Raw genomic sequence first — 20,218 nt, 5'->3', positions numbered from 1 at the left:
TCACTTCAAAACCTAATTAAACTAGCGACTTCTAAAATAAAAAAAACAGCAGTAAACTTTCGCTTACTGCTGTCTAAAAATTTATTCTAATTATATCCTTTTTCAGGACTAGCTCTTTTTACAAACAAAACCGAATTAAGATTAAACCGTTTTATTCATCAAGAAAGATGGCATCTACTTTTCTATCCGTCTTCAATTCTTCTTTCTCAACCATAGCAAACAGCTTAAACACCAACAAAGAACCAACCATCCCAAGACCAGCCATAAACATCCAGTTAGCGTCATAACCTGACCTTTGAATGATTTCCATCCCGCTTTTGGCACTTAAGATATGTGCAAAGCTATAACTCATTGTAAAAGCCGCCATATATTTTCCTTCATGTGATTCGTAGGACCTGCCCATTGCAAATGAATTAGCAAATGGAAAAGTCAACATTACACCGAATGTCATAAGCAACATCATAGGAATCAAAGCAGCTTCCCAAGGCAATAACAAAAGCAGAAAACTAGAAGACATCAACAATAATCCTATAAAAATAACTCTGTGATTGTCTATTTTATTTTTGATTACATAATTCACAATCGGAAGCTCAAAAAGCAAAATAAGGAGTCCATTCAAACTCAAAAGTAACCCACTATCAAATTCTGACATATTAAATCGCTCTTTATGATACAATGGTAATGTGGTAAAAATCTGAAAGAACAAAATTCCAGTTATCATACAAATCAATAAATGCAACATAAACGGATGATCCTTTCTTATTGAAATCTTTTTAAAACCTTCATGATGCTTTTTCAATTTCAATGGCAACGTTTTTTCTTTAACAAAAAACATAAAAACAATTATGGCCAATATACAGGTTATACCATCAACATAAAAGATATATCCATATCCCAATTGCATGATAATTAAACCACCTAATACCGGTCCAAAAAGGAATCCTAAATTAACAGCTGCACGTGTTAATGCAAAAGCACGAGCTCTATTTTCTTTTGTGGTAAATGTCTTTAGACATACTAACATAGCTGGTCTAAACATATCAGCAATTGTTGTCAACACAAGTATGCCCATGCAAAGTTCCTCAAAAGTGGTTGCATATTGCAATAGTATAAACACAATTCCACTAGTAAATAAACTGAACACCATGACCTTATAAAAGCCAATTTTATCAGACAATTTACCACTAAGCCACGTTCCTATTATGGAACCAATTCCGAAGAAAACCATTACCCAGCCAATTTGACTGTATGAAAATTCTAAATTTTCTTTCATGTACTTTGACAGAAAGGGAATAACCATGGTCCCAGCTCTGTTGATGAATGTAATTAAAGTAAGTATCCAAATCTCTTTTGGAAAATCTTTAAAATTGTTGAGGTATTTTTTTATCATAATTAATTTTTTTTGGGGCAAAAAATTTTTCTATATTGGCAAAAATAGATTTTTTTTTAAATCAACCAACAATCAGGTTGTTAAAAAACGAAACAAACGCATAACAATTTCATAACATAAGCGCTCAGAAAAAAAACTTATATAAAAAACCGATAAAAAAAGGAATATATCGATTTTTAATATAGATTTGCAATAAGCAAAAACCCCAAACACTAATAAATATGAAAGAGAAATTTTACTTTTCGATAATTTGCCTTATCCTTTCCTACTCTTCACAGGCGCAGCTCTATGGCGGAATAGAAATAGGAAGTAAAGGTATAAAAATGACCGTTCTTGATGTAGAAAACCTTAAAAGAAACACCTACGATGTTAAGGAATTTTGGACTGAAAACGTTGGAATCGCTGCGGGTATCGGAATAGACGGTGCTCTATTACAAGAAGACATCGATAAGGCTGGTACAGTAGTTGCAAACAACTACAAAAGGATGCTTACCGACTACCGAATTGAAGACAAAAATATTTTTATTGTGGCCTCTTCGGGTGTAGGTTTAGCAAACAACACTAACGATTTAGTCTTAAAAATAAAAGAGGTAACCAATAAAAAAATAGAAATTATCTCTTCATCATTAGAAGCTAAATTACTTTTAAGAGGATGTATCCCCCCAAAAAACTATTTAAATTCTGTAATTATAGACATTGGAGGTGGAAACACTAAAGGTGGTTATGCCAAAGAAATCAATGGTTCTTCCGTATTTTTTCCGATTTCTTGTGATCTTGGAACGGTTACTTTAACTGAGCTTATCAACAAAAAATGTAAACAAAAAACGATATTCGAATTCAGCGAAAATTTATTTGACTATTTACCTACAATGAGGGAGAGTTTCAAAAAAATGTACACTAGCAGACCTGAGTCACAAGAAAAAAGTAATGTTTACATCTCCGGTGGTGCAGCTTGGGCTTTTTACACCCTAACTACGGGAATTAAAGCAGAGCAAAATTTTACGCAAGTACAATATGACGACATCCTAGCGATCAGAACCATTGCAGAAAATAATTATCAAAGATTTGTAACAGCAGCCGAAAGCAATGTCGAAATGCAGAAAGTATTAAAAACCTACCAACAAAAATCTTTAATAGCAGCTTTTAATCTTTTGGAAACTTCTCTTGAAGTTATTCCTAACGTTCAAAACAAAAAGATATTTTTTGCTAAACAAGGTCAAATTGCCTGGTTAGTGAGTTATGTATTTGATAATGCTAAAGGTGTAAAACAAATAAACTAGACCAATTTCTACTTATATTAATTAAATCCCATTCCTAATCGTTTGGGATTTTTTTATTTGTATTATTCAACAATCCTTTTTAAAAGGTTCGGAAAATAGTTTAAATTTGGACAACTATTCTGGTATTACTATACATTAACCATGAAGAATTCAAAAACGACACTTTAATTTTTGCCTTCAAACAAAATAAAACGTATGTATCTGGTGGTGCTATCAGCATCAAATACAATAAAAAATTATATACAGATTTGATACTTAACAACGGAGCAGCCAACATACCTTCTGTAAAAGGCTTCCACTGGGACATTGGAAAATAATGGAAAAAGAACTTACAAGATGTGGCTGGTGCAATTCTAGCGAATTATATCAAAGATACCACGACGAAGAATGGGGTGTTCCCGTGTATGAGGACATCAAACTATTTGAATTTTTACTCTTAGAAACTTTTCAAGCTGGATTAAGCTGGATCACAATACTCAACAAAAGAGAAAATTTCAGAGCAGCCTTTGACGCATTCGACTATAAAAAAATAGCCACTTACTCCGAAGACAAAATTCAGGATCTACTACAAGATACGGGTATCATTCGCAACCAATTAAAAGTACGTTCGGCAGTTTCTAATGCCATTGCTTTTATGAAAATACAAGAGGAATTTGGCAGTTTTTCCAAGTACATCTGGGGTTTTACAGACGAAAAACCCATTGTAAACAATCGAAAAAACCTAAGCGAAGTGCAAGCCACAACTCCCCTATCCGATGCCATCAGTAAGGATTTGAAAAAACGAGGATTCAAATTCGTGGGTTCAACAGTTGTTTACGCCCACATGCAAGCCACAGGCATGGTCGATGACCACGTAGCCGATTGCTGGAAAAGAAGTAATCAGTAATAAGTTTTCAGTCGCAGTTTTCAGTCTACAAAAATCCAACAAAAAACCTTAACCGTCTAAATTTTTAAACTATTAAACTTTCAAACTATTAAACTTTTTTAATTACATTTGCTTCCAACTTTAGGGGTGTCTACAATCGTAGGCTGAGATTTTACCCTCTGAACCTGATCTAGTTCATACTAGCGTAGGGAAAAGTAAGATGTCTTCCGTGTACCATTGCGTGTACTCCTGTAGCCATTCCTAAAGTATAACCTATACTAAATTCAAAAGGAATGGAACTGAAAATCAACAATCAAATCAAACAATTTCCCCTTGACAGTCTCACTGTACAAGCACTTCTTGACTTAGAAATTCCCGAAAAACAAAACGGAATTGCCGTAGCCATCAACGCCACTGTTATTCCAAGAATCAACTGGAATACTCATATCCTAAACCCAACAGACGACATCCTCATCATTTCTGCCACACAAGGCGGATGAGACAACAATGCCTATTTGGGCGTGCCACCATTAAGAAAAAGGGCCAACTTATAGCACCGCATATTCGGCCCTTTTCCTTAATGCTGTCGGGCTATCCGCGCTACTTCGGTAGCTAGCTTTTATCCCTCACGCAAACCCGTAGACCAAGAACTATATATTTTTAACCTAAGAAATACCTTTTCACAACAAAAAAAAACACTTAAACAATACACAACCTTATAACTATGAACAACGAAGAAAAAATATCAAGAACCCCGTTTCCTAATTCGAAAAAAGTATATATCGATGGAGAAATTCATCCGATAAAAGTAGCTATGAGAGAAATCTCCTTAGCCAACACCAAAATGTCTAACGGACGAATCGAAAAAAATCCAGCTGTTACCGTTTACGACACTTCGGGCCCATTTACAGATCCCAACATCGAAATTGACATCCGAAAAGGATTGCCAAGAATCCGTGAACAATGGATTCTAGACCGTAATGACGTCGATGTATTAACCGAAATATCATCCAATTACGGAAAAGAGCGTCTAATTGACGAAAAATTAGATCATTTACGTTTTGAATATTTACACAAACCCATGCGTGCCAAAAAAGGAGCCAATGTATCCCAATTGTATTACGCAAAACAAGGCATCATCACTCCCGAAATGGAATACATTGCCATTCGTGAAAACCAACGCATCGAACAATTGAATGAGCAAACCAAAGCCATGCAATGTCAACACGCAGGAAATAGTTTTGGTGCCAATACTCCAAAAAGCAAAATCACTCCTGAATTCGTGCGAAGCGAAGTAGCTAGAGGTCGTGCCATTATTCCAAACAACATCAACCACCCCGAAAGTGAACCGATGATTGTAGGTCGTAATTTCTTGGTGAAAATAAATGCCAATATCGGAAACAGTGCCGTGACTTCAAGCATAGAAGAAGAAGTAGAAAAAGCCGTTTGGGCTTGCCGTTGGGGAGCTGACACCATTATGGATTTATCAACCGGAAAAAACATACACGAAACCAGAGAATGGATTATCCGCAATTCGCCAGTACCTATTGGAACTGTGCCTATTTACCAAGCCCTAGAAAAAGTAAACGGAATCGCCGAAGATCTAACTTGGGAAGTGTTCCGTGACACCCTAATTGAGCAAGCAGAGCAAGGAGTTTCCTATTTTACCATTCATGCTGGAGTATTATTGCGTTACATCCATCTGACTGCCGAACGTGTAACGGGTATTGTTTCCCGTGGTGGTTCTATCATGGCTAAATGGTGTTTGTTTCACCACAAAGAAAACTTTCTTTATACCCATTTTGAAGACATTTGCGAAATCATGAAACAATACGATGTCGCTTTCTCTTTGGGAGACGGTTTGCGTCCTGGCTCTATTGCCGATGCCAATGATGCCGCACAATTTGCCGAATTGGAAACTCTTGGGGAATTGGCCAAAATTGCTTGGAAACACGATGTTCAAGTATTTATTGAGGGTCCTGGTCACGTTCCTATGCACATGATCAAGGAAAACATGGAGAAACAATTAGAACATTGTGACGAAGCTCCCTTTTACACACTAGGTCCATTAACAACAGATATTGCACCAGGTTATGACCATATCACCTCAGCTATTGGAGCGGCGATGATTGGTTGGTATGGTTGCGCGATGTTGTGTTACGTAACGCCTAAAGAACATCTTGGTTTACCCAACAAGAAAGACGTAAAAGACGGAGTGATCACCTATAAAATTGCCGCACACGCTGCCGACTTGGCCAAAGGGCATCCTGGATCACAATACCGCGACAATGCATTGAGCAAAGCGCGTTTTGAATTCCGTTGGGAAGACCAGTTCAATTTATCACTAGATCCTGATACCGCAAGGGAATTCCACGACGAAACCTTACCTGCAGAGGGTGCAAAAGTGGCTCATTTCTGTTCTATGTGTGGTCCTAAATTTTGTTCTATGAAAATATCACAAGAAATTCGTGATGTCGCCGAGGCCGAGAAAGGAATGCAAGAGCAATCAGAGAAATTCATCGAACAAGGAAAAGAGATATACGTTTAATAAAGTGGGAAGCTGGAGGTGGGAAGTTAGGAACCGGGAGTGGTGTTTTTCACTTCTAACTTCCAGCTTCTAACTTCCCTCTCCCGACTTCTAACCCTCAACTTCTAACCTAAACCATGATTGTAATTTCAAATCCAATTTCCGTAACTAATGAAATCAACACCATCCATTCTCTTTTTGAGGAAGGAATGTTGCTTTTTCATGTTCGGAAACCAAGCTTTGGAGATTGTGAAATGAAACATTTTCTATTAGGAATTAATCATCACTATAGAGAACGTTTGATTTTACACAGTCATCATCATTTAGCCGAAGAATTAGGCATAAAGCGCTTTCACTTTAGCGAAAGCGAAAGAAAAGCCGCACTAATGCTACAAAACAGAGTAACATTTGATACATACAAGAGCAAAGGATTTCTATTATCAACATCGATTCATACCATTGAAGACTTCAACACATTAGATGATCATTTCGACTATGCTTTTTTTAGCCCTGTTTTCCCCAGTATTTCCAAAGAAAATTACGCTTCGAAAACAGATTTATTTGAAGAAATAAAAAAAAGAGAAAATTTCAGAACTCAACTCGTTGCTTTGGGCGGAATGGACTCAAATACAATAAACCAAACACTGGAAAATGGCTTTGACAGAGTGGCTGTTTTAGGAATCATTTGGAATCGTAACAATCCCATCGAAAATTTTAAATTATGTCAGAGAATCGTCCAATCGTTTTAAGCATAGCGGGATTTGATCCTTCGGGTGGCGCAGGAGTTTTGGCAGACATCAAAACTTTTGAGCAACATAAGGTGTATGGATTTGCCATCAACACGGCAAATACCATACAAACCGAAAATGAATTCCATAGCATACAATGGACTCCTATTGACTTTGTCATAGAATCCATAATAACACTTTTAAATAACTATCCCGTTAAAGTGGTCAAAATTGGCATTGTGCCCTCATTGAGTTATTTGAATGAAATTATTATTTTTCTAAAAAAACATTCGCCAACTATCCAGATTATTTGGGATCCAATTTTGAAATCTTCAACCGAATTTGATTTTTTAACCCTTTCGAACCAACAAATTTTAATCGACATTTTAAATCAAATCGATTTGATCACTCCAAATTATAATGAAATGCAAAAGTTATTTCCAAACTTCGACTCCCCTCTCTTTTGGAGGGCCCCGATAGCTATCGGGAGGGGGGCGGTTTCTGTTTTACTAAAAGGCGGGCATAATCCAACCGAAATTGGTGTTGATTATTTGTTTACCCAAAAAGAAGTGTTTCGGCTTATGCCTAAAGAAACGTTATTATCAGAAAAACACGGCTCAGGTTGCGTCCTCTCCGCTGCTATTACCGCCAATCTTGCATTGGGACAAAATCTAAAAACGGCTTGCGAAAATGCAAAAATATACACAGAGAACTATCTATTATCTAACCCAACTAAACTAGGATTTCATTATGTATAATAAACTACAGTACATCTCCCAAGGAGACACGATTAAAGAGCAATTGTACAACATTCAGCAAGCTTTGGATAGCGGATGTGATTGGATTCAGCTGCGATTCAAGAATCAAAAAGCAAAAAAGTCATTTGCTTTGGCGGAAGCCGTCCATTTTTTGTGTGAAGAATACCTAGCCAACTTCATCATCAACGACGATGTGCATTTAGCCGAACAAATGGCTGCCGATGGTGTACATCTTGGTCTTACGGACATGAGTATTCTAGAAGCAAGAGCTATTTTGGGAAAAACCAAAATCATCGGAGCAACCGCAAACACCTTGGAAGACGTAACAAATCACATCAATAATGGCTGTGATTATATTGGTTTAGGGCCTTTTCAATTCACAAAAACCAAAGATAATTTAAGTCCACTTTTAGGACTTGATGGCTATCGTTCAATTATAGACCAGCTCAATACTACCCAAAAAGAAACCCCCATTTATGCCATTGGGGGTATTACATTAGAAAATGTGGATGCGCTTATGACAACAGGGATTCATGGTATTGCGGTTTCTGGAATCATTACCCAAAGCGAGCATAAAAACAAAATTATCACAGAACTTAACGAAAAATTATATGCCAATGTCATTGTTTAAAATAGGAGACAAAACGCTAGAATCCAGACTTTTTTTAGGAACTGGCAAATTTGGATCCAACACAGAAATGGAAGAAGCAATTCTGGCTTCCGAAAGCGAATTGGTAACTGTAGCGCTAAAAAGAATTGATTTAGAAACCGACACCGATGCCATTTTAAATCACTTAAGACATCCTAGAATTAACCTATTACCCAACACTTCGGGAGCACGAAATGCCAAGGAAGCGATTTTTGCCGCTCAATTGGCCAGAGAAGCTTTAGAAACCAACTGGTTAAAACTCGAAATTCACCCAGACCCGAAATACTTAATGCCCGATGCCATAGAAACCTTAAAAGCAACAGAAGCATTGGCAAAATTAGGGTTCATTGTTTTACCCTATATCCACGCCGATCCTGTTTTGTGCAAACATCTGGAAAATGCAGGAACGGCGGCGGTAATGCCATTGGGATCCCCTATTGGCAGCAACAAAGGATTAAAAACGATAGATTTTCTGGAAATAATTATCGAACAAAGTCTAGTTCCAGTTATAATTGATGCAGGTATTGGCGCTCCATCTGATGCGGCCAAAGCAATGGAACTCGGTGCCGATGCCGTACTTGTCAACACTGCAATTGCTGTAGCCGGAAATCCTAAATTAATGGCAGAGGCTTTTAAGGAAGCCGTAATCGCCGGACGAAAAGCATTTGAAGCCAAACTGGGACAGCAATACAAACAAGCGGTTGCTTCTAGCCCATTGACGGCTTTTTTGTATGAGTAAGTATCGTGAAATTAACCGCAAAGAGCGCAAAGATTTACGCAATCCCGATAGTTATCGGGACGCAAAGCTTTGCGAACATAACTTTAGATCTAAAATATAAATCTTTGCGCACCTTGCGGTAAAAAACTAAACATTATGAAAACATTCAAATCGGTTTTTGGAGATTATGATTGGGAAACCATTCAATCCAAAGTATACCAAACAACCACCAAACAAGTCGAACAGGCATTAGCAAAAAGCAAAAGAAATCTTGATGATTTTATCGCTTTGATTTCTCCTGCTGCCACAACTTATTTGGAGCAAATGGCTCAAGAGTGTCATGAATTGACCAAAAAACGTTTTGGAAAAACCATTCAGATGTATGCTCCGTTGTATTTGAGTAATGAATGCCAAAATATTTGTACCTATTGCGGATTTAGCCTGGACAACAAAATCAAACGCAAAACTTTATCGGATGCTGAAATAAAACTAGAAGTCAAAGCTTTGAAAGAAACGGGTTTTGACAGTGTGTTATTAGTTACGGGAGAAGCAAATTACACCGTAAATATCAATTATTTTCTAAATGCGATTGAACAAATAAAAAATGATTTCTCAACCATTTCAGTAGAAGTGCAACCACTATCCACCGAAGAATACCAGCAATTACACGAAGCTGGCGTTTATTCGGTTTTGGTATATCAAGAAACCTACCATCAGGAAGTGTATAAAAAGTATCATACCAAAGGCAAAAAATCCAATTTTGATTTTCGATTGGAAACACCCGACAGAATTGGAAAAGCGGGAATTCATAAGATTGGACTAGGTGTATTACTAGGTTTGGAAGATTGGCGGACGGATAGTTTTTTTAATGCCCTGCATCTAGACTATCTACAAAAAACGTATTGGCAGACCAAATATTCCGTTTCTTTTCCGAGATTGCGCCCAGCCGAGGGAATTATTGAGCCTAACTTTATCATGGACGATAAAGATTTAACCCAACTGATTTGCGCGTATCGCTTGTGGAATGAAGATTTGGAGATTTCTATATCTACCCGAGAAAACGAAAATTTCAGGAACAACATCATTCCAATTGGAGTGACTAGTATGAGTGCGGGTTCCAAAACCAATCCTGGTGGTTACGTTGTCGATCCGCAATCCTTGGAACAATTTGAGATTAGTGACGAACGCTCGGCTCAAGAAATGGCCAAAATAATTAGCGATAAAGGGTACGAAGCTGTTTGGAAAGACAATCCTTACTTAATAACCTCAGTGGGTTGAAAAGCTACTTTTTTTCAATCTTAATTCAAAAATCTAAAATCTGCAATCTAAAATCAATATGAGTATAGTTCAAGACTATTTAAGATACAACCGCCAAATGATGCTCCCCGAGATAGGAGATGCGGGACAAGAAAAATTAAAAAAAGCAAAAGTATTAGTCATTGGGGCGGGCGGATTGGGCTGTCCAATATTGCAGTATATTGCTACGGCTGGTGTGGGAACCATTGGCGTAGTTGATTTTGACAAAATTGAACTTCATAACTTACACCGTCAAATTTTATATACCCAAAACCAAGTGGGGCAAAGCAAAGCAACGACTGCAAAAAAAGCATTGGAGACTTTGAATCCTTTGATTACCGTTATAGCATTCGAAGAAAAATTAACCTCCGAAAACGCTATCCGCATCATGCAAGATTTTGATTTTATTGTGGATGGATCCGATAATTTTGAAACCCGTTATTTGGTAAACGACACTTGTGTTACTCTAGGAAAAACATTGGTTTACGGAAGCATTTTAAAATTTGAAGGACAACTGGCTGTTTTCAATCACAATGGAACAAAAAACCTTCGGGATTTATTTCCGGAACCGCCCAACCCAAAAGATGTTCCAAATTGCAACTTGAATGGAGTTTTGGGAACATTACCCGGAATCATCGGCACTATGATGGCGCATGAAACCTTAAAACTAATAATGGATTTACCCACATTAGAAAATGAATTGGTATTGTTTTCTACTTTGAATTGGAGTTTTACAAAGCTGAAGTTTTAGTTTTCAGTTTTCAGTCACAGTCACAGTTTTCAGTTTGCGGTTATGCAAAGTAACGCAAAGTGACTGCTTTTATTAATTGATTTAATCTAGTTCCAATGATCTAAAACCTGTAACTCATTTACTATAAATATTTTGCCAAGACTGAAAACTGCGACTGAGACTGAAAACTATTCACTAAGTATCCCCATAAAAGCAACTCTCTCAATCTCCCTACATCCCAAACTTTCGAGATGTTCATTATATACTTGACAATCCAAAAGTCGGTAATTGTCTTTTTTGAGTTGGTTCGCCAAAGCAATAAAAGCAACTTTAGAAGCATTGGAAACCAACGAAAACATGCTTTCTCCACAGAAAATATGACCCAAATCTATTCCATAAAGTCCGCCAACCAATTGATCGTTTTGCCAAACTTCTATCGATTTTGCCATGCCCAATTCGTTGAGCTTACAATAAGCCTCGATCATTTCATTGGTGATCCAAGTTCCGGTTTGTCCATCACGTTTTACCTGTTGGCAATGAGAGATGACGTCTCTAAAATTCTGATTGAAAGTAACTGTAAAATGATTCCGATTCAGAATGTTTCGCATACTCTTGGAAACAATCAATTCATCTAGAAACAACACCATTCTAGGATTGGGCGACCACCAAATAATGGGTTCCCCTTCGTTAAACCAAGGGAAAATTCCGCTTTTATAAGCAAGTTGCAAACGCTCTGGAGACAAATCGCCACCAAAGGCAAGAATTCCATCACTATCGGCGTGAGAAACTGGTGGAAAGAATAAAGCTTTAGATAAGTAATACATTTTCAATTTCAAAAATCATTTTCAATTTCAATTTCAATGGCAATGGCAATTTCAAAAACAAAAAAGTCAGAAATTCAAGTAAACTCAAACTTCTGACTTCTAACTTCTGACTTCTTTATTTTTTAGAATGGCAAATCGTCTGCTTCTTCTTCATTTAAATTTGTTGCTGGTGCAAAAGCTGCTGCAGCTGGCATTGGAGGTGCTTGTTGAGCTGGTGCATCTGCAGCCATTCTTTCAATTCTCCATCCTTGAATACTATTAAAATATTTGGTCTCTCCTTGTGGATTGATCCATTCTCTTCCTCTCAAATTGATAGAAACTTTTACAGCCTCTCCTATGTTATAACTGCTTAACAAGTCACATTTATCCTGAGTAAATTCAATCATAATGTGCTGTGGATACTGCTCATCAGTCGTAACAACCAATTCTCTTTTTTTGAATGCTGCACTTACTTGTTGCTCTGGATTAACAACTTTAATTTTTCCTAATACTTCCATCTTCTTTTTGTTTTATTATTGTTACTTTGAATTTATTTTTTTGGCTAAAAGCACTTTCCAAGACGAAAGCACATCATTATCTAGAAGATACCTTTTGGCTTCTAAGTGCACTTTTTCCTGATCATCCGAACTCAAAACTGCCTTTACAGCAAAATTTTGGTTTACAAAGATACTAACTTCTTCGGTAGTAGGCAAGGCTTCTATATTCCCTAGCATTCCTAAATCGTTTCCGTCAAAAACAGGACTGTTTTTGACAAAACTAGGTATGGCGTCTACTCCAATTCCTAATGTTGTCAGCGGCTTTGGCACTTCAAACAAACCTTGATTTGATCTAGAATACCAATTAGCTCCCAATCTAGAAACCAAGTCAATTTTATGTTGATCGATGGCACCGTTTTCATTCAGAATCGCCTCACTTATGTGCATACGAACCACTTCACAAAGGATTAAATTTCCAGCTCCTCCTTCAGTCCCTAACGGAATGATTTGAGTCACTTTGCATTCAAATTGCACTGGAGATTCCTTAACTCTAAAAGGTTTTACCACATCAGACGGTACTGGCGTTAGCCCCGATTTCAAAAACTCATCTACTCCATCGGCATATTCTGTACTTGCCAAAGAGGTTTGCTGTACTATATCATAATTTACTACATTAATTACGACTTCTCCAGTGGCTTCGGCATTGATTAAAGTGTGTTTAATCGTATTGTCACGTACTCTTCTGGCAGGCGAAAAAATAAGTATGGGCGGATTGGCGCTAAATACATTAAAAAAGCTAAATGGAGATAAATTAGGAACTCCGTTCGCTCCCATAGTACTAGCAAAAGCAATAGGTCGAGGCCCGACTGAACTTTGCAAATACCCTTGTAATTTTACAGTGTCTATGCTTTTTGGATCAATAGTAATCATAAAATTTTTATTTGGACAAAAATAGTAAAATTGGACTAAGATTCTAGTCTATTTGAAAGATTATATTATGGAAAACAAATACCCTAGCCTGATCTTTTTTTATTACACCTGACGGGTTTCTAAAACCCGTCAGGTGTAATAAAAAAAAGATCAAGACAATCTCACTTCCATTATTTCGTTATATTTATACCACAAATTTACATTTATGAATTTTTCGCAAAGCAACAACCCCATTCGTTGGATTATCGTTTTTATTTCCTTTCTGATTATCTCCATTATCCTTTGGAATACCTATACTTTTTTTCAAATATTCAAAAATGAGGAACGGATAAAAATGAATCTTTGGGCAACCGCACAAAAAACGTTAATCAATGCCGGAGAAAACACCGAAGTCGATTTACCTCTTCAAATATTTAGCAACAACACCACGATTCCGTTAATTCTAACAGAGCATGACAGCATTATCAATTCTGTTAATATTGACGATGCCATTATAAAAGACAAAGTAAAAGCCCAAGATTTTTTAGATGAATTGAAAAGTGAAAATGAGCCTATCAAAATCATTTACGCACCCGGAAAATCGCAAGAATTATATTACGGCGACTCCTCCTTAATAGACAAACTAAAATATTACCCTATTGCATTGTCGCTTATTATCATTTTGATCGCTTTTTTAATCTATAATTTCTACCAAAGTAACAAAGTGGCGACCCAAAACAAACTTTGGGCTGGTATGGCCAAAGAAACGGCGCACCAAATAGGAACACCTCTTTCCTCCTTAATCGGTTGGTTAGAAATTTTAAAACTGGATAATGTAGACGAATCCATAACGACAGAAATCGAAAAGGACATCGAACGCTTGCAAACGATAACGGATCGTTTCTCTAAAATTGGATCGGAACCTAAATTGGAGAATAAAGACATCATTGAAGAAACCAAAAATTCTTTTGACTATTTAATTTCTCGTTTTTCGAACCAAATCGATTTCACATTCAAGTCGCCACAGACTCCAATAAATGTGCTACTTAATCCAGCACTACACAGTTGGACGATAGAAAATCTAGTCAAAAACGCCATTGATGCCATGAAAGGAAGGGGCAAATTAGCATTAGAAATTGAGGAAGACGCCCATTTTGTAAAAATAAACGTTATCGATTCCGGAAGTGGTATACCCAAAAAAGAATTCAGACAAATATTCGAAACGGGGTTTACCACCAAAAAAAGAGGTTGGGGATTGGGTCTTTCGCTAACCAAAAGAATTGTAGAGAAATACCACAAAGGACACATAAAAGTATTAAGCTCCGAGATTGGAAAAGGAACTACGATGCAGATTAGTTTTAGAAAAGCACAAACTTCTATCTCACAGGAATACCAAAAAATGTCACTGTACTAAACATTGATTTTCTAGCCGATTTGCTTTTGCCCAAATAATCATTTACGAATTTTTCGTGCCCTTCTATTTGTTTAAGGATATCAATTATTGCATTTTTCAACGATTTTACAGCAGCAATATTAGCATCATTATACGCACCAATGGCATAAATCCGTTTTTGACAATCGACTACTTTTTCTTTTGGAGTTTCAATCATTGCCTTAATAGCTTCATCTGGCAAGGCTGGTTTGAATTTATTATTTCGATAGAAAATAAAATCATTGAACATCGCTATCGCTTGATTGTAATCGTCGCTAATGGATTGCAACTTAGCCATCGCTTCATTATTCTGAACGGCATCGACTTCACTCTTTTTCGAAAGGGTCATCTCGCGTATTAAATTATTTTTAATGCCATTTTTCTCCATTCGGATTAAAGTCGCTCTTGCTTGATCTAAATCTGATAAACGGTCATACTCCTCAATTTGAGTTGCAAAATCAAAATTGGGTTTCGTTTTGTTCAATTTTGTTTTCCCATCAATAAACTCTTGATTCGTAACTGGATAATTTAAAAACTGCCACAAATAATCAAAAGGCATGTGAGTTGCAATATATTGACTTGGAGCAACCTTATAATGGAGGTTATTTATTTTCTTGAAAAACTTCTTTTTATCAACATAACCGGCTCCCCAAGTGGGATCAAAAAGCCACCAAGTGTTATCTATTTTGGCAGCACACCAAGCGTGTGCCAGTATGTCTATTTTTCCGTTTTGTTTGGTATATCCGTAAATGAGATAGGACTTAACACCCACTCTTTTGGCAATATCATTAAAGACTTCCGCATAATGAATACAAACTCCCTTCTTGGTCAGTACCGCATTTTTTATTTTGTCTTGGGAGATTTCTTTATAATCAATGGATTCTATATTCTCAATATCATATCTAATATTTGATGCTGCCCAATAAAAAGCAGCTCTTACTTTATCATTATCCGATTTAAAACTGGTATTAATATATTCTGCAATTCCAGTTGTGGTAGTACTTAAATCGTGAGGGATTTTATCCATTTTAGAATCCACCAAAGTATAAGTCACTTTTGTTTGACCAAAAGCAATAACCGTAAACATTAAAAACCAAAATACAACCTTCATAGCTTTCATTTTTTGGCATAAAAAAACACGAATCTTTTTAATTGCTCATTAAAGGATTCGTGCTCTTAACCATTATATATTTTATAAATTCTCTTGAATACTTTTAGCCAAAGCTTCAAATTCTTCTTTTGTCAAACTCACTTTGTGCTTGAATGTCATTTCTCCCATTTCGTTCAAAGGGATCAAGTGTACGTGCGCGTGAGGAACTTCAAGGCCAATTACTGCCATTCCAATTCTTTTACAAGGAACTGTTTTCTCTAGGGCAATGGCCACTTTTTTAGAGAATCGCATCAAACCAAGATACAAATTATCTTCGATGTCAAAAAACTTATCTATTTCTTGCTTAGGAATACAAAGCGTATGCCCTTTTGCATTGGGATTTACATCCAGAAAAGCCAAAAAGTTTTCATCCTCGGCAACTTTGTAACATGGAATTTCTCCGTCAATTATTTTTTTAAAAATAGAACTCATGGCAAGTTTAGATTTAAGTCCCGATAGCTATCGGGATAGATTTTCGAATAAAGAAAATAGAGTGTAGAAAAAAGATTAAAGACAAAAAAATTGAAATTTCAGAACTTAAAAGCTTTCCTCTGATCATTAAAAAACTCCCGATAACTATCGGAACTGACTACTAAATATTACTCTCTAGAAATCTCTAGAATTTCAAATTTCAAAACACCGTTAGGCACTGTAATTTCGGCAACTTCGCCTACTTTTTTTCCTAACAAACCTTTTCCGATAGGAGAAGTAACCGATATTTTTCCGCTTTTCAAGTCGGCTTCGCTTTCGGCAACAAGCGTGTATTTCATCTCCATTCCATTGGTTTGGTTCTTGATTTTCACAATCGACAAAACCAACACTTTAGAAAGATCTAAATGTGTTTCGTCAATCAATCTGGCGTTAGAGTGCACCTCTTCCAGCTTAGCGATTCTCATCTCCAGCATACCTTGGGCTTCTTTGGCCGCATCGTACTCTGCATTTTCAGAAAGATCCCCTTTATCTCTTGCCTCAGCTATATCCGCAGATGCTTTTGGACGCATCACGCTTTTTAAATGATCTAATTCTTCTCTTAATTTTTTCAACCCTTCGGCTGTGTAATACGATATTGCGCTCATAATTTGGTCATTTATATAAATAGAAAAAATCCCATCAGGACGGGATTTCTTTCCACAAAGATACTATAATTTTGTTTCAGTCTATAATTATATGTTAATCATATCTATTTCAAAGTTAAATAAATTAAATTTGTTTCACTAATACTTTTTACTAAATTTAAATGATAAAAAAAGCACTCCTCCTGATAATTGCACTCCCCTTTTTTATAAATTGTAGCAATAACGAAAATTCTAATGCAAATCCGTACATCCCCAATTACAGCTTCTCTGTAGAACTAAACACGAATTTACCTAGCTATTCTACATTAAAATACGTGAGCAACTCCGTTTATTACCCTGATGCTGGAGCCCGTGGCATTATTGTTTTTAACACCAACGGCAATACCTATAATGCCTTCGATGCCGCCTGTCCCAATCAGGAATTGAGCAGTTGTTCTACCATGACCATCAAAGGAATCAATGCCGTTTGCGCTTGTGACAGTAAGGAATACAGTTTATTTACAGGACTAGGAAACATGCAATATCCCATGAAACAATACCGAGTAGAAGTAAACGGGAATATTATTAGAGTTTATAATTAAGATCATTTACTTCGTCAGTTCGCTTAAGCTCGTGTGGGCGTGCCACCAGTAGAAAAAAGGGGCAACCAAGCAAACCGCCTATTCGCCCTTTTTCTCTACTGCTGTCAGGCTATCCGCGCTACTTCGGTAGCTAGCTTCTATCCTTCACGCGTGACCTACAACATCGTTTAAAAGCAAAAAATCCTGAAAGTCTACTTTCAGGATTTTTGGTTTAGAATACTAAACTACTAAAACTTCAACGTCAGTCCAGCCAAAAAGTTAATTCCTGCTTGTGGATAATAGCCCGCACCTTCTATTGTTGTTATCGCCGGCGGATTACTATAATCATCATCATAAGTATAGAAATACCCATTGCTTACATATTTCAGATTAAAGACATTATTAACCAGAGCTGACACCAAAATAGACTTGAAGATAGTTTTTGGTCTAAACTCATACGACACATTCAAATCATTAACAAAATAGCTTTCTAATTTTGATCCTTCCGAATCAATGTTTGCCATATACTGTTCTCCAACAAATTTGGAATACAATGACATTTGAAGATCTTTAACAGGGATAAACGACAAACGATTTCCAGCAACAACATTTGGAGAATAAGCAATATTAGTATTTCCTAAATTTTGCAAAACGCCGTCCCTTGTAAAATAGAAATCATTGTTTTTGTTCTGACTCAAAGTCACATTAGGTTGCAAAACCCATTTTTCCGAAAGCTGTAAAGTAGCATCCAACTCTACCCCAAGTCTGTAACTATCACCACTATTGGTACGTATTGTTGAACCAACATCATTCAATTCTCCTGTCAAAACCAATTGGTCTTGGTATTTCATATAATATGCATTGGCGTTCAGCTTTATTTTATCCGAAAGATAACGCCACCCCAATTCAAAATCATTTAGCTTTTCTGGTTTTGGACTTCCGTTTTCGTAATCCGTACGATTTGGCTCTCTATTGGCTCTCGCATACGAAAAATACAGACTATTGATTTCATTCAATTCATAAGTCACACCTGCTTTTGGATTAAAGAAATTAAAGTTATCATCAACCAAACCTGTTTCTGACGAATTGGCTTTATAAGTAACATTTCTCAATTGCAAATCCCCGAACAAACTCCATTTATCTGACACTTTATAGTTGGCTTTGGCAAAAATATTACCGTCGGTTTTGGTTGCAAAATCATCATAATAATGATCCCCCAACTCACTTTTCGAAGCATATCTTGCCCAGATCACTTTCCCAAAATGATCCCCTTCATATTTATTCCATCCTCCCCCTAAAATAACATCCCAGTTATCTTCTTTGTAGTTAGCCGAGAAAGTGGTACCGTAAAAATCATTATCCAACCATTTTTGACGCACGAGATCAGTAGTATTTACAGTTGGCGCAGCAGCAATTGGCGTTAAACCATAGTCTACAAAATCTTGGTCTTCTTTATATTCTTCATAATATCCTTTTCCTTTTGTATAATGAAATGCTAAGTTCGTATTCCAATTTTCAGAAATTCTTTCATTCCAATGCAATTGATAATGATCTTGTTGGTAATTATCGGTTTGATTGTCATAAAAACGTTTATTTCCTGATTCATCTGTAAACATTCCGGCAGCATTGAATGTTCTATCACTTTCTAAAGTTGCTGCATCCACTCCAAACCAAGATTGGTAGGTTTTTTCAGTGCCACCAAAAGTCAGTGCCTTAATCAAGGTTGTTTTCCCCACATAAGTCCCTTGAAGAAAATACGATTTCAAATCAGAACTCGCTCGGTCTACATATCCAGCTGATTTTAATGCTGACAAACGACCCGCAATTTCAAAATGGTCATTCATCAAACCCGTACTGAATTTTACGGTATTTTTAAAAGTATTAAAACTTCCGTATGAACTAGAAATTTCACCCGAAGGGTTGTCCGAATAGGAATCAGTCAACATATTCAAACTCGCTCCAAAAGCCGCAGCACCATTGGTAGAAGTTCCTACCCCACGCTGCAGTTGCAAACTCTCTACCGAAGAGGCAAAATCAGGCATGTTTACCCAAAACGTCCCTTGACTTTCGGAATCATTGTATGGAATTCCGTTGATGGTCACATTCACACGAGTAGCATCACTACCACGCACTCGAATACCGGTGTAGCCCACTCCGTTTCCAGCATCCGAAGTCGTTACCACAGATGGTAAATAATTCATCAAAATAGGAATGTCTTGACCTAAATTTCGAAATTTAATGTCTTTTTTATCCAAATTACTAAACGTTACTGGGGTTTTTGAGGTAACCCGTATAGCCGAAACCAACACTTCGTCGAGTTGATTCACTTTTGTAGTGTCTTTTACTTGAGAGAAAGAGAGGATAGATGTTAGAGAAAAGAAAATAGAAAATAGAAAACGTTTTGAGAATTGAGCCGTTTTCGTGTTGATGCCTTTTAGGCTAATAAAATGAATTGAAAATTTCATCCGTAAAAAGTTTACGAATAAAAGGGGGAATTATTCTTTTGTTTAAATTAAAAATGATTGTTCCTACGGCAAACAGTTAGCAAAAATGCTGATTTTTGTCGTTTTTTCCCTTGACAGCATTACCCGTCCAGGTTCTTTGGGTATGATCTCAGCTCTCCCGATAGTTATCGGGAATATAGCACCCCTTTGAGACAGCGTAAAGATAGTGTTAAAAATTTCAAAAATCAATTTCAATTTCAAAAACCAATACCGTTTTACTCATTTTTGTCATTCCGACGAAGGAGGAATCACATGAAACTCTCATCTTGCGTGATTCCTCCTTCGTCGGAATGACAAACTGTACTTGTTCTATACGTATAGTCTAAATTTTTTCTAGGCATTTAAC

Annotated in this window: 20 protein-coding genes and 1 riboswitch; of the genes, 12 read left to right on the top strand and 8 right to left on the bottom strand. The window is 36.7% G+C overall.

Translation table 11 applies throughout. The features are described from left to right. Positions 1 to 151 precede the first annotated feature (151 nt). Entirely contained in the window at positions 152 to 1,390 is a 1,239-nt protein-coding gene (locus FNW52_RS00630; protein ID WP_143375477.1) for an MFS transporter, read from the bottom strand. Between the two features lie 221 nt (positions 1,391 to 1,611). Between FNW52_RS00630 and FNW52_RS00625 the strand changes: the two genes are divergently transcribed. The 10 genes from FNW52_RS00625 (at position 1,612) to FNW52_RS00580 (ending at position 10,962) form a co-directional block, all read left to right on the top strand. Beyond that, positions 1,612 to 2,670, top strand: a complete 1,059-nt coding sequence (locus tag FNW52_RS00625) for an exopolyphosphatase (RefSeq protein WP_143375476.1) — start codon at positions 1,612 to 1,614, stop codon at positions 2,668 to 2,670. A 316-nt stretch (positions 2,671 to 2,986) separates the two neighbouring features. Then, entirely contained in the window at positions 2,987 to 3,556 is a 570-nt protein-coding gene (locus tag FNW52_RS00620) for a DNA-3-methyladenine glycosylase I (protein ID WP_143375475.1), read from the top strand. Between the two features lie 112 nt (positions 3,557 to 3,668). Further along, positions 3,669 to 3,764, top strand: a riboswitch (TPP riboswitch). 64 nt (positions 3,765 to 3,828) lie between these two features. Further along, on the top strand, positions 3,829 to 4,035 hold the full coding sequence (gene thiS / locus FNW52_RS00615) for a sulfur carrier protein ThiS (RefSeq protein WP_143375474.1): 207 nt from the start codon (positions 3,829 to 3,831) through the stop codon (positions 4,033 to 4,035). A 224-nt stretch (positions 4,036 to 4,259) separates the two neighbouring features. Then, the gene (thiC, locus tag FNW52_RS00610; RefSeq protein WP_143375473.1) at positions 4,260 to 6,083 is read left to right on the top strand and encodes a phosphomethylpyrimidine synthase ThiC; all 1,824 of its coding nucleotides are present in this window, start codon (positions 4,260 to 4,262) and stop codon (positions 6,081 to 6,083) included. 116 nt (positions 6,084 to 6,199) lie between these two features. Next, positions 6,200 to 6,811 (top strand): thiamine phosphate synthase, encoded by a 612-nt coding sequence (locus FNW52_RS00605; protein ID WP_143375472.1) that lies wholly within the window; start codon positions 6,200 to 6,202, stop codon positions 6,809 to 6,811. Continuing rightward, positions 6,784 to 7,548: a hydroxymethylpyrimidine/phosphomethylpyrimidine kinase gene (locus FNW52_RS00600; RefSeq protein WP_143375471.1), complete on the top strand. Its 765-nt coding sequence runs from the start codon at positions 6,784 to 6,786 to the stop codon at positions 7,546 to 7,548. The genes FNW52_RS00605 and FNW52_RS00600 overlap by 28 nt, the downstream gene beginning before the upstream one ends. Further along, positions 7,541 to 8,179, top strand: coding sequence for a thiamine phosphate synthase (locus FNW52_RS00595; protein ID WP_143375470.1), 639 nt, complete (start codon positions 7,541 to 7,543; stop codon positions 8,177 to 8,179). The genes FNW52_RS00600 and FNW52_RS00595 overlap by 8 nt, the downstream gene beginning before the upstream one ends. Next, the gene (locus tag FNW52_RS00590) at positions 8,160 to 8,936 is read left to right on the top strand and encodes a thiazole synthase (RefSeq protein WP_370511556.1); all 777 of its coding nucleotides are present in this window, start codon (positions 8,160 to 8,162) and stop codon (positions 8,934 to 8,936) included. The genes FNW52_RS00595 and FNW52_RS00590 overlap by 20 nt, the downstream gene beginning before the upstream one ends. A gap of 135 nt (positions 8,937 to 9,071) precedes the next feature. Beyond that, positions 9,072 to 10,193 (top strand): 2-iminoacetate synthase ThiH, encoded by a 1,122-nt coding sequence (thiH, locus tag FNW52_RS00585; RefSeq protein ID WP_143375468.1) that lies wholly within the window; start codon positions 9,072 to 9,074, stop codon positions 10,191 to 10,193. A gap of 58 nt (positions 10,194 to 10,251) precedes the next feature. Further along, positions 10,252 to 10,962 carry a HesA/MoeB/ThiF family protein gene (locus tag FNW52_RS00580; protein WP_143375467.1) on the top strand — a complete coding sequence of 237 codons (711 nt, stop codon included), beginning with the start codon at positions 10,252 to 10,254 and terminating at the stop codon, positions 10,960 to 10,962. Between the two features lie 167 nt (positions 10,963 to 11,129). On the opposite strand, the gene aat is transcribed toward FNW52_RS00580, so the two are convergent. From aat to FNW52_RS00565, 3 genes are all read right to left on the bottom strand, one after another. Further along, positions 11,130 to 11,765, bottom strand: a complete 636-nt coding sequence (aat, locus tag FNW52_RS00575; RefSeq protein WP_143375466.1) for a leucyl/phenylalanyl-tRNA--protein transferase — start codon at positions 11,763 to 11,765, stop codon at positions 11,130 to 11,132. Between the two features lie 122 nt (positions 11,766 to 11,887). Further along, positions 11,888 to 12,262 (bottom strand): DUF3127 domain-containing protein, encoded by a 375-nt coding sequence (locus tag FNW52_RS00570; RefSeq protein ID WP_143375465.1) that lies wholly within the window; start codon positions 12,260 to 12,262, stop codon positions 11,888 to 11,890. Positions 12,263 to 12,283: 21 nt separating this feature from the next. Then, a complete protein-coding gene (locus FNW52_RS00565; RefSeq protein WP_143375464.1) occupies positions 12,284 to 13,171 on the bottom strand; it encodes a flavin reductase family protein in 888 nt (295 codons plus the stop codon). 205 nt (positions 13,172 to 13,376) lie between these two features. Here FNW52_RS00565 and FNW52_RS00560 point away from each other — a divergent pair, with 205 nt between their 5' ends. Further along, positions 13,377 to 14,564 (top strand): HAMP domain-containing sensor histidine kinase, encoded by a 1,188-nt coding sequence (locus tag FNW52_RS00560; protein WP_143375463.1) that lies wholly within the window; start codon positions 13,377 to 13,379, stop codon positions 14,562 to 14,564. Here FNW52_RS00560 and FNW52_RS00555 read toward each other — a convergent pair. The 3 genes from FNW52_RS00555 to greA form a co-directional block, all read right to left on the bottom strand. Further along, on the bottom strand, positions 14,527 to 15,693 hold the full coding sequence (locus tag FNW52_RS00555) for a transglutaminase domain-containing protein (RefSeq protein WP_185965887.1): 1,167 nt from the start codon (positions 15,691 to 15,693) through the stop codon (positions 14,527 to 14,529). The two genes, FNW52_RS00560 and FNW52_RS00555, sit on opposite strands and share 38 nt — an antisense overlap. A gap of 81 nt (positions 15,694 to 15,774) precedes the next feature. Next, positions 15,775 to 16,164: an HIT family protein gene (locus FNW52_RS00550; RefSeq protein ID WP_143375461.1), complete on the bottom strand. Its 390-nt coding sequence runs from the start codon at positions 16,162 to 16,164 to the stop codon at positions 15,775 to 15,777. Between the two features lie 167 nt (positions 16,165 to 16,331). Continuing rightward, positions 16,332 to 16,808 (bottom strand): transcription elongation factor GreA, encoded by a 477-nt coding sequence (greA, locus tag FNW52_RS00545; protein ID WP_143375460.1) that lies wholly within the window; start codon positions 16,806 to 16,808, stop codon positions 16,332 to 16,334. A gap of 161 nt (positions 16,809 to 16,969) precedes the next feature. Between greA and FNW52_RS00540 the strand changes: the two genes are divergently transcribed. Continuing rightward, positions 16,970 to 17,389: a Rieske (2Fe-2S) protein gene (locus tag FNW52_RS00540; RefSeq protein WP_370511555.1), complete on the top strand. Its 420-nt coding sequence runs from the start codon at positions 16,970 to 16,972 to the stop codon at positions 17,387 to 17,389. A gap of 227 nt (positions 17,390 to 17,616) precedes the next feature. Here the strand turns inward: FNW52_RS00540 and FNW52_RS00535 are convergent, their stop codons facing one another. Beyond that, positions 17,617 to 19,833 (bottom strand): TonB-dependent receptor, encoded by a 2,217-nt coding sequence (locus FNW52_RS00535; protein ID WP_143375459.1) that lies wholly within the window; start codon positions 19,831 to 19,833, stop codon positions 17,617 to 17,619. Positions 19,834 to 20,218: the final 385 nt, after the last annotated feature.

It is taken from the genome of Flavobacterium sp. ZT3R18 (genome assembly GCF_007097385.1).
Taxonomy (GTDB): Bacteria; Bacteroidota; Bacteroidia; order Flavobacteriales; family Flavobacteriaceae; genus Flavobacterium.
The sequence above is the reverse complement of the archived record's forward strand: the minus strand, read 5'-3'. Positions and strand labels throughout refer to the sequence as shown.

Coding starts and splice junctions, on each gene's coding strand:
- FNW52_RS00630 (WP_143375477.1), bottom strand. CDS start 1,390: ATGATAAAAAAATACCTCAACAATTTTAAAGATTTTCCAAAAGAGATT.
- FNW52_RS00625 (WP_143375476.1), top strand. CDS start 1,612: ATGAAAGAGAAATTTTACTTTTCGATAATTTGCCTTATCCTTTCCTAC.
- FNW52_RS00620 (WP_143375475.1), top strand. CDS start 2,987: ATGGAAAAAGAACTTACAAGATGTGGCTGGTGCAATTCTAGCGAATTA.
- thiS (WP_143375474.1), top strand. CDS start 3,829: ATGGAACTGAAAATCAACAATCAAATCAAACAATTTCCCCTTGACAGT.
- thiC (WP_143375473.1), top strand. CDS start 4,260: ATGAACAACGAAGAAAAAATATCAAGAACCCCGTTTCCTAATTCGAAA.
- FNW52_RS00605 (WP_143375472.1), top strand. CDS start 6,200: ATGATTGTAATTTCAAATCCAATTTCCGTAACTAATGAAATCAACACC.
- FNW52_RS00600 (WP_143375471.1), top strand. CDS start 6,784: ATGTCAGAGAATCGTCCAATCGTTTTAAGCATAGCGGGATTTGATCCT.
- FNW52_RS00595 (WP_143375470.1), top strand. CDS start 7,541: ATGTATAATAAACTACAGTACATCTCCCAAGGAGACACGATTAAAGAG.
- FNW52_RS00590 (WP_370511556.1), top strand. CDS start 8,160: ATGCCAATGTCATTGTTTAAAATAGGAGACAAAACGCTAGAATCCAGA.
- thiH (WP_143375468.1), top strand. CDS start 9,072: ATGAAAACATTCAAATCGGTTTTTGGAGATTATGATTGGGAAACCATT.
- FNW52_RS00580 (WP_143375467.1), top strand. CDS start 10,252: ATGAGTATAGTTCAAGACTATTTAAGATACAACCGCCAAATGATGCTC.
- aat (WP_143375466.1), bottom strand. CDS start 11,765: ATGTATTACTTATCTAAAGCTTTATTCTTTCCACCAGTTTCTCACGCC.
- FNW52_RS00570 (WP_143375465.1), bottom strand. CDS start 12,262: ATGGAAGTATTAGGAAAAATTAAAGTTGTTAATCCAGAGCAACAAGTA.
- FNW52_RS00565 (WP_143375464.1), bottom strand. CDS start 13,171: ATGATTACTATTGATCCAAAAAGCATAGACACTGTAAAATTACAAGGG.
- FNW52_RS00560 (WP_143375463.1), top strand. CDS start 13,377: ATGAATTTTTCGCAAAGCAACAACCCCATTCGTTGGATTATCGTTTTT.
- FNW52_RS00555 (WP_185965887.1), bottom strand. CDS start 15,693: ATGAAGGTTGTATTTTGGTTTTTAATGTTTACGGTTATTGCTTTTGGT.
- FNW52_RS00550 (WP_143375461.1), bottom strand. CDS start 16,164: ATGAGTTCTATTTTTAAAAAAATAATTGACGGAGAAATTCCATGTTAC.
- greA (WP_143375460.1), bottom strand. CDS start 16,808: ATGAGCGCAATATCGTATTACACAGCCGAAGGGTTGAAAAAATTAAGA.
- FNW52_RS00540 (WP_370511555.1), top strand. CDS start 16,970: ATGATAAAAAAAGCACTCCTCCTGATAATTGCACTCCCCTTTTTTATA.
- FNW52_RS00535 (WP_143375459.1), bottom strand. CDS start 19,833: ATGAAATTTTCAATTCATTTTATTAGCCTAAAAGGCATCAACACGAAA.